General features: G+C 65.8%; 10 protein-coding genes. 7 read left to right on the top strand and 3 right to left on the bottom strand.

Features of this window, described 5'->3' with window-relative positions:
• Positions 1–46: 46 nt before the first annotated feature.
• Positions 47–1423 carry a dipeptidase gene (locus tag CV023_RS02965; RefSeq protein ID WP_230743965.1) on the bottom strand — a complete coding sequence of 459 codons (1377 nt, stop codon included), beginning with the start codon at positions 1421–1423 and terminating at the stop codon, positions 47–49.
• A 77-nt stretch (positions 1424–1500) separates the two neighbouring features.
• Between CV023_RS02965 and CV023_RS02960 the strand changes: the two genes are divergently transcribed.
• A complete protein-coding gene (locus CV023_RS02960) occupies positions 1501–2061 on the top strand; it encodes a DUF3043 domain-containing protein (RefSeq protein WP_230743964.1) in 561 nt (186 codons plus the stop codon).
• Here CV023_RS02960 and CV023_RS02955 read toward each other — a convergent pair.
• Positions 2036–3142, bottom strand: a complete 1107-nt coding sequence (locus CV023_RS02955; protein ID WP_230743963.1) for a quinone-dependent dihydroorotate dehydrogenase — start codon at positions 3140–3142, stop codon at positions 2036–2038. The genes CV023_RS02960 and CV023_RS02955 overlap by 26 nt on opposite strands.
• Before the next feature lie 122 nt (positions 3143–3264).
• On the opposite strand from CV023_RS02955, the gene CV023_RS02950 reads away from it, so the two are divergent.
• From CV023_RS02950 to sucB, 3 genes are all read left to right on the top strand, one after another.
• On the top strand, positions 3265–4737 hold the full coding sequence (locus CV023_RS02950; protein ID WP_230743962.1) for a leucyl aminopeptidase: 1473 nt from the start codon (positions 3265–3267) through the stop codon (positions 4735–4737).
• Positions 4738–4889: 152 nt separating this feature from the next.
• Complete coding sequence (lpdA, locus tag CV023_RS02945) at positions 4890–6278, top strand: dihydrolipoyl dehydrogenase (RefSeq protein ID WP_230743961.1); 1389 nt, start codon at positions 4890–4892, stop codon at positions 6276–6278.
• A gap of 20 nt (positions 6279–6298) precedes the next feature.
• A complete protein-coding gene (sucB, locus tag CV023_RS02940) occupies positions 6299–8164 on the top strand; it encodes a 2-oxoglutarate dehydrogenase, E2 component, dihydrolipoamide succinyltransferase (RefSeq protein WP_230743960.1) in 1866 nt (621 codons plus the stop codon).
• A gap of 106 nt (positions 8165–8270) precedes the next feature.
• Here sucB and CV023_RS02935 read toward each other — a convergent pair whose 3' ends face one another.
• Complete coding sequence (locus CV023_RS02935) at positions 8271–9806, bottom strand: hypothetical protein (RefSeq protein WP_230743959.1); 1536 nt, start codon at positions 9804–9806, stop codon at positions 8271–8273.
• A gap of 157 nt (positions 9807–9963) precedes the next feature.
• Between CV023_RS02935 and lipB the strand changes: the two genes are divergently transcribed.
• Genes lipB through CV023_RS02920 form a run of 3 tightly spaced genes read left to right on the top strand, consistent with a single transcriptional unit; the run spans position 9964 to position 12458 of the window.
• On the top strand, positions 9964–10602 hold the full coding sequence (gene lipB / locus CV023_RS02930) for a lipoyl(octanoyl) transferase LipB (protein WP_230743958.1): 639 nt from the start codon (positions 9964–9966) through the stop codon (positions 10600–10602).
• 10 nt (positions 10603–10612) lie between these two features.
• Positions 10613–11665 (top strand): lipoyl synthase, encoded by a 1053-nt coding sequence (lipA, locus tag CV023_RS02925; RefSeq protein WP_230743957.1) that lies wholly within the window; start codon positions 10613–10615, stop codon positions 11663–11665.
• 55 nt (positions 11666–11720) lie between these two features.
• Complete coding sequence (locus tag CV023_RS02920) at positions 11721–12458, top strand: DUF4191 family protein (RefSeq protein WP_230743956.1); 738 nt, start codon at positions 11721–11723, stop codon at positions 12456–12458.
• Positions 12459–12473: the final 15 nt, after the last annotated feature.

Raw genomic sequence — 12473 nt, 5'->3', positions numbered from 1 at the left:
ACAGGGCAATCCGTATTCCCGCGGTGTCATCTTCGCGCGTCTGCGCTCACGATCCGGGGGCGAGCCGGTGCAGCAGCAACGCTTCGGCGACGATGGCGGACTTGAAGTCGGGCAGATACAGGGACTCGTTGGCACTGTGGGCCCGTGCGTCCGGGTCTTCGACGCCGGTGACGAGGATCGAAGCTGAGGGGAAAACCTCGAGCAGGTCCGCGATGAATGGAATCGAGCCGCCGATGCCCATGGTCACCGATTCCTTCTCCCAGGCGTCCGTGAGTGCCTGCCGCGCGGTCTTGACCACAGGATCGGAGAGATCCGCCTGCCATGGGCTGCCGCCCTCGGTGTCGCCGATGTTCAGCGTCGCACCGAAGGGCAGGTTGGCACGCAGGTGCCTCTCCACTGCGGCTGCGGCATTCTCCGGAGTGTCCCCCGGAGCGAGCCGGATCGAGAGCTTCGCCCTGAGACTCGACTGCAGGGTGTTCGATGACACCGCCACATCCGGAATGTCGAGGCCGATGACCGTGATCGACGGCTGGGTCCACAGTCGCGAGGCCAACGACCCCGAGCCGATGAGTGAGCTCGTCTCGAGCAGGCCCGAGTCGGTGCGGATCGTGGCTTCGTCGTAGTCGATGTCGCTGTGCGTCTCGGCCTTGAGGCCCTCGACCGCCACGGACCCGTTCTCGTCGTGGAGGCTTGCGAGCACGCGCGTCATGGCGAGCATCGCATCGGGCACCACTCCTCCGTACATGCCGGAATGCACGGCATGGTCGAGCGTGGAGATCTCGAATTCCACGGCGCACATGCCCCGCAGGCTCGTCGTCAGCGCCGGTGTCCCCGCGGCCCAGTTGCCCGAGTCGGCGACGACGATGACATCGGCGGCGAGACGGTCGCGGTAGGTATCGAGGAAATTGCGGAAGCTCGGGCTGCCCGCTTCCTCCTCGCCTTCGAAGAACAGGGTGACACCGACGCCGAGGTTGTCCGCCAGCAGCCGCAGAGCGGTGAGGTGGACCATGATGCCCGCCTTGTCATCGGCGGCGCCACGACCGTAGAGTCGGTCCCCCACCCGGGTGGCGGCGAAGGGCTCGGTGTTCCAGTCCTCGGACCGCCCCGGAGGCTGCACATCGTGGTGGGCGTAGAGAAGGACCGTGGGTGCGCCCTCCGGAGCCGGCACCGAGGCGACAACGGCCGGGTAGCCCTCGCTGCCATCGGGCTGAGCCGCGGTGAGGATGTCGACCTCGAGGCCGAGCTCACGGGCCAGGGCCGCGACCGCCTCGGCGCTGGAGCGGACATTCGTCGGATCGAAGCTCGGCCAGGCGACGGACGGGATGGCCACGAGCTCGGTGAGACGGGTGAGGACATCATCGAAGATGGTGTCGAGTTCGGCATGCAATTGCGCGCTCTCAGGCGCTGAAGTCGATTCGCTCATTCTCCAACGGTAGTATTCATCAGGTGTTCGGAAGCAGAAAGACTCACGAGGATGCGCAATCCTCCGACAAACAGCCCGTGAACGATGATGCCGCGCGCGCAGACGCCGCTCCGCAGCGAGAAGCGGAGCAGAAGAAGGGGCGGCCGACGCCCAAGCGCAGCCAGCAGGAGTCGGTGCGCAGACAACCGCTGGTCTCGAAGGATCGCAAGGTCGCGAACCAGAAGGCCAAGGAGGCCCAGCGCAAAGACCGCGACCGCGCCCGGATCGGCATGATGAACGGTGAGGAGAAGTACCTCACCCGCCGCGACAAAGGCCCGCAGCGCCGTTACGTCCGCGACTACATCGACGCCCGGTTCTCGATCGGCGAGATCTTCATCCCGGCGGCGATCCTCATCCTCGTCATCGCCTTCACCCAGCCGGTGCAGATCCAGCAGTACTTCACCTATGCGGTGTGGGGACTGCTCGTGCTGATCATCCTCGACGGATTCATCCTCAACTACATCCTCAAGGGTCGCCTGCGTGCGAAGTTCGGTGAGATGGAGCGCGGACTGACCTTCTACGCGATCATGCGCAGCGTTCAGCTTCGTCCTCTGCGCATGCCCAAGCCGCAGGTCAAACGGCGCCAGTACCCCGAGTGAGCAGTGCGGTCGGGGTCGAGTCGCGGATGATTCGGCCCGGCCAGAACGGCCCCGAGTAGATCAGCTCCGAGTAGACCTGGACGAGGTCGGCTCCGGCGGCCAGTCGTGCCCGAACGTCATTGGCATTGCTGATGCCGCCGACGGAGATGACCGACAGCTCGTCGCCGACCGTCGCCTTGACCAGTCGCAGCACCTCGAGTGAGCGCTGTGCCAGAGGGCGTCCGGAGATGCCTCCCGCTTCGCCGCGGGCGAAAGCGGCGTCGCGGCCGTCGAGCACATCACGATCGATCGTGGTGTTCGTCGTGATGAGACCGTCGACGCCTGACCGGATCGCCAGTCGGCAGATCTCGACGACGTCATCATCGGCGAGATCGGGAGCGATCTTGACCAGCAGGGGCACATGACCGAGCGTTGAACGCGGAGTCTCGACCGCCTCGGCGGCGGTGGAGCGGACGGCATCGATGATCGGTTCGAGGCTGGTCGCGGACTGCAGATCCCGCAGCCCAGGGGTGTTCGGCGAACTCACGTTGATGACGAGATAGTCCGCCGAGCCGGCCAGGACGCGCGTCGATGCGGCGTAGTCCTCCACGGCGTCGACGGCATCGACGACCTTGGTCTTGCCGATGTTGACCCCGATGATCGGGCGATCCCGTTTCGGCAGTGCCGCGATGGCCCGACGCTGAGCGGCGATGTTGAATGATGCCTGTCTGGCCCCCTGATTGTTGAATCCCATCCGGTTGAGCAGGGCGAAGCTCTCACGCAGACGGAACAGCCGCGGGCGATCATTGCCCGGCTGAGCGTGTGCGGTGATCGTGCCGACCTCGATATGGCCGAAGCCCATCGCCGAGAGGGCCCGGACCCCCTCCCCGTTCTTGTCGAACCCTGCGGCCAGGCCCAGCCGATTGGGGAACGGCAGTCCGAGCACCTCGACCGGGCGGCGTGTGCGACCGCCCAGAACCAAGCGGAGCAGGCGATTGAGGACCGGGATGCGATCGATGATGCGCAGCGCAGAGAACGAGAGATGATGCGCGCGCTCGGCATCCATCGGGACGAAGAGGAGTTTGAAGATCAGAGAGTACACGCAGACCAGAATATGCCAGAAGTCCTCACCCTTTCCGCATCCGCCGTAGTTTGGCATTAGGATCGAAGCAACGCTCGAAGACGATTGAGAAGCAACGCTCGAAGACGATTGAAAGGGACCACATGGCCGGTGCATCCACCCCCAGCAGCTATTCCTCGACAACACCCGTGAAGGCCACCGCCTCCGTTCTCGTGTTGGCAGTCTCCGAAGGATCCGTCCTCGGACTCGACAGCGCAAAGGCGGCGCGCACCGGAATCGAGGACGCGGCCCGTGCGATCGAATTCCGCGGCAAGGCGGGTGCCACCGCTCGAGTTCCCGCCCCCAAGGGCTTCTCCGCTGAGAGCATCCTGCTCGTCGGAATCGGCTCCTTCGATCCCGGCGCCGCGGCCGAGACCGCACATGAGTCGCTGCGCCGTGCCGCGGGCAATGCCCTGCGCGGCCTGGACGAAGCAGCGTCGATCGCCCTTGCGCTGCCCGTCGCCACCCCCGAAGCAGTCGAAGCAGTCACCGTGGGCGCCGGCCTCGGTGCGTACCGATTCCTCGACTACCGCAGCGAGGGCAAGGTGCCCGGCACCGTCACCGTCCTCGGCCCCAAGGGCAGGGCCTTCTCCTCCGCTCACAGCAGCGGCACGATCATCGCCGAGGCGACGAACCGGGCACGCGACCTGGTCAACACTCCCCCGCTCGATCTCTACCCCGAATCCTTCGCCCAGATCGTCAAGGCACAGGCGAAGGACCGCAGGCTCAAGGTCACGGTGCTCGGCGAGAAGGAACTCCTCGCCGGCGGCTACGGAGGACTCATCGGAGTCGGCCAGGGATCGACCCGGGGCCCGCGTCTGGTCAAGGTCGAATACGCCCCGAAGGGCGCCAAACGCCACATCAGCCTCGTCGGCAAGGGCATCACCTTCGACTCGGGCGGCCTCTCGCTCAAGCCCGCGAAGAGCATGGAGGACATGAAGTCCGACATGGCCGGAGCCGCCGCTGTGGTCCAGGCCGTCTTCGGCATCGCCGACCTGGGACTCGACGTCAGAGCCACCGCCTGGCTGCCCCTGGCCGAGAACATGCCCGGCTCCTCGGCACAGCGCCCCAGCGATGTGCTTCACATGCGCAGCGGCAAGACCGTCGAGGTCACTAACACAGACGCCGAAGGCCGCCTCGTCCTCGCCGACGCTCTGGCCGACGCGGATGCGGAGAAGCCGGACCTGCTCATCGACGTCGCCACCCTCACCGGGGCCCAGGTCGTCGCCCTCGGAGACCGGACTTCAGGAGTCATGGGCGCCGAGGCGGCCCGGGAACAGGTCACGGCCTCGGCGACGGCCGCCGGTGAGAACATGTGGGCGATGCCGATCCCCGAGGAGATGCTCGCAGGCTTCGACTCCACCTCGGCGGACCTGAAGAACTCCGGTCCGCGCTCCGGCGGCATGCTCGCCGCGGCGGCATTCCTGCAGGAATTCGTCGCCGAGGACACGAACTGGGCCCATGTGGACATCGCCGGCCCGAGCTTCAACACCGGCTCCGCCTTCGGCTACACCCCGGTTGCGGCCACGGGCGCCGCGGTCCGGACGCTGATCGAGACCGCGAAGGCGCGAGACTGAGCGGATGATTCTACATGCTGTCGAAATCAAGGTGATCATGACCACCTGTGGTCAAACAGACAGCGTGTGCTTTCGCGCCTGCTGAGAAAAGTGGAAAGATAAGAGGGAAAGCTGCGTACCGCAGTCTTATTCACAGCTACGAGGAGTAATCCGTGAGTGATTCATTGACCTACGACCTTGTCGTCCTGGGTGGCGGGACCGGCGGCTATGCCGCGGCTCTGCGTGCCGCAGAGCTCGACATGAAGGTTGCTTTGATCGAACGCGACAAGGTTGGCGGCACATGTCTGCACCGCGGATGCGTTCCGACGAAGGCGCTTCTGCACGCCGCCGAGATCGCCGACGCGACCAAGGAATCGGAGACCTTCGGCATCCAGGCCGAGTTCAAGGGCATCGACATCGACAGGGTGCTCGACTACAAAGACACTGTCATCTCCCGCAACTACAAGGGACTGCAGGGTCTGGTCAAGGCCCGCGGCATCGACACCTACTTCGGCACCGGCAAGCTCGCCGGCAAGGACACCGTCGAGGTCACCGGTGAGGACGGCAACCACACGGTCAAGGGCACGAACGTCCTGCTGTCGACCGGCTCCACCTCGAAGACGATCGGTCTCGACATCACCGAGCGCGTGATCACCAGCACCGAAGCTCTGCAGCTGCACAAGGTCCCGAAGTCGGCGATCGTCCTCGGCGGCGGCGTCATCGGCGTCGAATTCGCCAGCGTCTGGAATTCCTTCGGAGCCGATGTCACCATCGTCGAAGGCCTCAAGCACCTCGTGGCCAATGAGGACGAGACAATCTCGAAGAACCTCGAGCGGGCCTTCAAGAAGCGCAAGATCGGCTTCAAGCTCGGCGTCATGTTCAAGGGCGTCGAGGAGACGGCCGACGGCGTCAAGGTGACCCTCGAAGACGGCTCGACCCTCGAGGCCGAGTACCTCCTCGTCGCGGTCGGCCGCGGACCCGTCACCGATGGCTTCGGCTTCGAGGAGCAGGGCATCCCGATGGACCGCGGATTCGTGCTCGCCAACGAGCGCCTCCACACCGGCGTCGGCAACATCTACGCCTGCGGCGACATCGTTCCCGGACTCCAGCTGGCACACCGTGCCTTCGGTCAGGGCATCTTCATCGCCGAGGAAATCGCCGGACTCAACCCGGCACCCGTCGTCGAATCGGGCATCCCCCGCGTCACCTACTGCGAACCCGAGATCTTCTCGGTCGGTCTCTCCTCGGCACAGGCCGAGGAGAAGTACGGAGCGGACAGCGTCGAAGCCCTCGAGTACAACCTCGGCGGTAACGGCAAGTCGGTCATCCTGGGCACCACCGGCCTGATCAAGGTCATCCGCGAGAAGGACGGACCGGTCGTCGGCATCCACGGCATCGGCGCCCGCCTGAGCGAACAGGCCGGAGAGGCCCAACTGATCGTCAACTGGGAAGCATTCCCAGAGGAAGTGGCGCAACTCATTCACGCGCACCCGACGCAGAATGAAGCACTCGGCGAAGCCCACCTGGCTCTCGCCGGCAAACCCCTGCACTTCCACTCATAAGATCCGAGGAGACGAAAGACATGTCGAATTCCGTGCAGATGCCGGCTCTCGGTGAGTCGGTGACCGAAGGAACAGTCACACGCTGGCTGAAATCCGTCGGAGACGAAGTCGAAGTAGACGAACCATTGCTCGAGGTCTCGACCGACAAGGTCGACACCGAGATCCCCAGCCCTTACGCCGGCACCCTGGAGAAGATCCTCGCCGACGAAGACGATGTCGTTGAGGTCGGCGGAGATCTCGCCTACATCGGCGACGGCAGCGGCTCCGATGATTCGGCTCCGGCCGATGACTCGGCCGACGAGTCCGCCGAAGAGCCCGCAGCCGAGGAAGCGCCCGCCGAGGAAGCACCGGCAGCCGAGACAGAGGAGTCCGCGGACTACTCCGCCGAGTCTGCGCCCGCCTCGTCCGATTCAGACGGTGAGGGAACCGAGATCACGATGCCCGCACTGGGCGAGTCCGTGACCGAGGGAACCGTCACCCGCTGGCTCAAAGAAGTCGGTGAGGAGATCGAGGTCGACGAACCTCTCCTCGAGGTGTCCACCGACAAGGTCGACACCGAGGTTCCCTCCCCCGTCGCCGGTGTCGTCCAGGCTCATCTCGCCGAAGAGGACGAAACCGTCGAGGTGGGTGCCCCGCTGGCGCGCATCGGCTCCGGCGCTCCGTCCGAGGATTCCTCTGCCTCGCAGGCTCCGGCCGAAGAGTCCTCCACCAAGGCTCCGGCTGCCGAGGAGAAGGCCTCGGCTGAAGAGGCACCCGCCGAGGCTGCTCCGGCACAGGCCGAGTCCGCCGAGGAGAAGGCTCCCGCAGCAGAGGAGAAGGCCCCGGCCGCCGAATCTGCTCAGGACGCGTCTGCGGCACAGGCCGAAGAGCCCACAGAGGCCAAGGCCCCTGCTGCTCAGTCTTCGTCTCCGGCCGCCGCCGAGACCGTCGGTGAGAACGCCGCCTACGTCACCCCGCTCGTGCGCCGACTGGCTCGCGATGAGGGCGTCGACCTCGCCTCGGTCACCGGCACCGGTGTCGGCGGACGCATCCGCAAGCAGGACGTCCTGGCCGCTGCCGCCAACCGCGGATCTGCTCCGGCGGCGCCTGCCGCAGGCGGCGCTTCCGCGGCCGGTGGTGCGAAGGAGCCGTTCAAGCTCGAGATCCCCGAGGAGGCTGCGAAGCTGCGCGGCACCACGGAGAAGGCTTCGCGGATCCGGCAGACCATCGCCAAGCGGATGAGCGAATCGCTCGAGGTCTCCGCTCAGCTGACCCAGGTCGTCGAGGTCGATATGACCCGCGTGGCCAAGCTGCGCAAGGCGAACAAGGAAGCGTTCCAGTCCAAGCACGGGTCGAAGCTGACGTACCTGCCGTTCTTCGCGAAGGCGATCGTCGAGGCACTCAAGGTGCACCCGAAGGTCAACGCGCAGTACGACCTCGAATCGCAGCAGATCACCTACTTCGATCATGAGCATCTGGCCGTCGCGGTCGACACGCCGCGCGGACTGCTGGTGCCCGTGATCAAGGATGCGGGAGAGCTCAGCATCGCCGGGCTCTCGAAGGCCATCGACGATGTCGCCGACCGGACCCGGAACAACAAGATCCAGCCGGATGAGCTCTCCGGCGGCACGTTCACGGTGACCAACATCGGTTCGGTGGGTGCGCTGTTCGATACCCCGATCATCAACCAGCCGCAGATGGGCATCCTCGGCACCGGTGCGATCGTGCGCCGGCCGATCGTGGTCAAGACGGCCGATGGTGAGGAATCGATCGCGATCCGCGACATGGTCTACCTGCCGCTGACCTACAACCACCAGCTCGTCGACGGTGCGGATGCAGGACGCTTCCTGCAGACCATCAAGGCTCGCCTGGAAGAGGGCAACTTCGAGGCAGACCTCGAGCTCTGATGCGAGGCAGCGCCTGCAGCGAGACCGAGGGGTCGACCACGATGTGGTCGGCCCCTCGGGGCATTCACCGCTCCCGTGGAACCGCTCGCCACTCCCTTGGGACCATTTACCGCTCCGTGTCGTCGGCGAGCTCTCGGACCGCCGAGATCTTCCATTCGGAGCCTTTGAGGGTGAGTTCGAACTCGACCGCGGTGGGTTCGAAGCTCGTCTGGTCCCCACCCTCCGCCGTGCTGGTCATCGTCGCACTCGCACGCACGGCATCGACGGTCTTCTCCACGACCCGGACGTCGCTGAGTTCAATGCCGTAGTCGGTCCCTGCAAAAGCTGCGACGTCGATGAGTTCATCGGCCAGCGCTGCCGTGGAGCCCGGAACGGTGAGTTCGCGCAGCGCGTCGCCGTCCCCCTCGCTCAACGCCGCCGCGCGCCGCTCACACAGTTCCGCGAGCACCTCGACGATGTCCTCGTCGGTGGGAACCGCGGCGTCACCGGCACCGCTGCTCGCGGTGGTGGCGGTGGTCGGGGAATCCGCGTCCCGGCCGGACGCAGGATCGGCATCGGTGCTCGATCGCGCAGGGGTGGCACTCTCATCCTCGCCGAGCGACTGCACCAGCACGGCCGCCCCGATGAGCGTCAGGCACACGGCGAGGATCACCGGCAGCCGTCGGCCGCGGGTGAGGCGCCCTGCGAGGCCCGTCGCCTGCGCTTGCGCCCATTCGAGCATGTTTGTGAAGTGGCGTCGACCAGGTCGTGCCCGTCTGGTCTCCGTCCGCCCGCGTCGAGTCCGCACCCCACCGCTCCGACTTGCCTCGCGGAGTCGTGCGGCCGAATCGGGAGCCTGTCCCACCCGAGATCGGCGACCAGGACTCGTCGTCCCGATCACCGAGCCCTCCCCCGGTCCATCTGGACTGCCGCCGCGCTGTGCTGCCGCATGCAGATCAGGTGCAGGATCCGCGATGCGCGCGGGAGAGTGCCCGTTCGCCGCACGCAGGCGCGCCGTCAGCGCCTGACCGGGATCGAGATCGCGCTCGGCAGGCAGCAGCGGCAGCGCACTCGGCGCGCTCAATCCGCGGAGCGCCTCGCCCACCTCGGCGATCGTATCGGTGAGAGGCCCTGCGGGGACGCTCTCATCGAGCAGTTCGGCAACGAGCGCGCGCAGGGCGGGCGAACAGCGGTCCAGGGCGATATTGACCGGCAGGAGGCTCTCGGCCCAGGGGCGGCCGTGGCTGGCGTGGTAGAGCATCTCCCCGACCGCCCGACGGTTCGAGGACAGGGGCGGCTGGGAGATGCCGGGGATGATGCGCGGTCGCCCGTCGGCGGCGAGCCCGATGGCTTGAAGACACAAGCGCGATTCCGGCGCAGCGACGGTGAGGAGTTCATCGAAGACGCCGAGGAACAGGGTGCACAGCTCCCCCTCGGTCAGTCCCTGGTAGGAGCGGACGGTGTCGAGTACCAATCCGCCGGGCAGCGGGGGTACCAGCAGCACTTCAGTCGTTCCGGTCGGCAGCCCCACCTCGGCGGTGCCCATGGCGGTGGGATGATCGACGTCGAAGCCGTCGTGCTCGATGCCCCAGGTGACTGCGCCCTGCCGATCGAGCAGTCGATGGATGCCATCGGACACGGTCGCCTGGAACTCCCACGTCATTCTTCGTCATCTCCATTGATGCCATTTATTCGCGTTTGCTGTTGTTCAATGGTGGCCGAATCCTTCTTGGATGTCAATGCTTCACTCCGCGCCGAAGGTGTCGAGGGTCATTGTGGGAGAAATTGAACCCCTGTAACAAGAGACATAGTGTGGGAGTATGCCACTGGCCACAGAAGTACTCGGCTTCGCACCGGTCCTCTCGGACTACCGGCGAACCTGGGACCTGCAGAAGAGATATCACGAAGAAGTGCTCGCCGGGTCTCGTCCCTCGACGATCCTGCTGCTCGAACACTCCCCGGTCTACACGGCGGGCAAACGCACCGAGGATCACGAGCGTCCCACTGACGGCACCGAGGTGGTCGACGTCGACCGCGGGGGCAAGATCACGTGGCATGGCCCGGGCCAGCTCGTCGCCTACTTCATCTACAAGCTCAATGATCCCAAAGAGGTCCGCCTCTTCGTCTCTCAGCTCGAGGACGCGATGATCGCGCTCCTTGCCGAATACGGAATCGCGGCCACCACGGTCGAAGGACGGGCCGGTGTCTGGCTGCTCGGAGACGAGCTGCGACGCGACCGCAAGATCGGGGCGATCGGGATCCGCATCCACGAGGGCGTGACCATGCACGGTCTCGCGCTCAACTGCAGCAATGACCTCGGCGCCTATGACGCCATCGTTCCCTGCGGCATTCCCGATGCCGACACCACGACCATCAGCGCCGAACTCGGACGCCCGGTGACTCCGGAGGACGTCGCCGCCCGACTCGACGAAATCCTGCACGAGACCATCACAGCCTAGGAGAACAGACGTGACGATTGCGCCAGAAGGCCGCCGCATGCTTCGTGTCGAGGCACGCAACTCGGAGACTCCGATCGAGGACAAGCCGGCTTGGATCAAAGCCAAGGCCCATATCGGCCCCGAATACTCGTCTCTCAAGTCGCTCGTGCGCAAGCAGGATCTGCACACGGTCTGCGAGGAGGCGGGATGTCCGAACATCTTCGAGTGCTGGGAAGATCGAGAGGCGACCTTCCTCATCGGCGGTGAGCAGTGCACGCGGCGCTGCGACTTCTGCCAGATCGACACCGGGAAGCCAGCTGACTTCGACGCGGACGAACCGCGCCGCGTCGCCGCCTCGGTGGGAGAGATGGGTCTGCGCTACTCGACGATCACCGGTGTCGCCCGCGACGACCTGTCCGACGGCGGGGCCTGGCTGTACGCCGAGACGGTCCGACAGATCCACGACCTCTCCTACGTCGACGGTCGCGGCACGGGCGTCGAGCTGCTCATCCCGGACTTCAACGCCAAGCCGGACCAGCTCGCGGAGGTCTTCTCCTCCCGCCCCGAGGTGCTTGCCCACAATGTGGAGACCGTGCCCCGCATCTTCAAGCGGATCCGCCCGGCGTTCCGGTACGAACGCTCGCTGTCGGTGATCACCCAGGCCAGGGAGGCGGGTCTGATCACGAAGTCGAACCTCATCCTGGGAATGGGGGAGTCGAACGATGAGATCATCTCCGCCCTGCAGGACCTCCACGATGCCGGCTGCGATCTCATCACGATCACCCAGTACCTGCGGCCCTCCCCCAGGCACCACCCGGTGACCCGGTGGGTCAAACCCGCGGACTTCGTGATGCTCCGCGATGCCGCCGAGGAGATGGGCTTCCTCGGAGTCATGTCCGGTCCGCTGGTCCGTTCGTCCTACCGCGCCGGTCGCCTGTGGGCCACCGCGATGCGCCACCGCGGCGAGAAGATCCCCGACCATCTCGCCCATCTGGACAAGCACACCCCCGCGAAGCAGGAAGCCCAGGCGGTTGTGGATATGTTCGGCGCCGGCGAAGAGGTAGACTTGTCTGCTGAGCAATGAGTGCGTCCGGACCCCGTCCGTGACGTGACGAAGCCCTTCAAGAGCAAGTGAGAGAATGAGCGAAGAACCGCGCAAGGGACTGTTCCGACGCAAGCCCAAGGATCCGAACAAGAAGCCGGGTCGGCTGGCGCAGATGCGTCAGGTCTACGAACTGGCGGCCAAGCACAACAAGGCCACCCCGTGGCTGCTGGCTGCCGCGATCCTGGGCCTCACGCTCATCGGTCTCCTCGTCGGTCTGCTCATCGGCGGCACCACGGCGATCTTCACCACGATCCTCGGATTCATGCTCGGACTCCTCCTGGGCATGTTCATGCTCGGACGATTCGCCGAGACCGCTGCATTTGCGCAGATGGAGGGACAGCCGGGGGCCTTCGGCGCCGTCCTCAACACCGCTCGCCGCGGCTACCTCATGGATGACAAACCGATCGCCATCGACCCGAAGAGCCGCGATCTGGTCTTCCGCTCCACGGGGCGCTCCGGCGTCGTGCTGCTCAGCGAAGGGCCGAAGGCTCGCAGTGCGAAGCTGCTGGCCAAGGAGAAGAAGCGCCACGAGCGCATCCTCCCCAACGTCCCCGTCCACACCTTCCAGGGTGGTAAGGAAGAGGGTCAGCTGACGATGAAGCAGGTGGTTCCCACCGTGCAGAAGCTGCCGCGCAAGCTCAACCGCGCCGAGGTGCTCGCCGTGCGCAATCGTCTCGCCGCTCTCGGCAGCCAGGGCACTCGTCCCCCGATCCCGAAGGGCGTCGATCCGAACAAGGCCCGCCCGAACCACAAGGCCATGCGCGGACGCTGATCCGCCGACCGCCAG

Origin of the sequence: Brevibacterium sp. CCUG 69071 (assembly GCF_021023135.1) — a bacterium.
Taxonomy (GTDB): Bacteria; Actinomycetota; Actinomycetes; order Actinomycetales; family Brevibacteriaceae; genus Brevibacterium.
The sequence above is the reverse complement of the archived record's forward strand: the minus strand, read 5'-3'. Positions and strand labels throughout refer to the sequence as shown.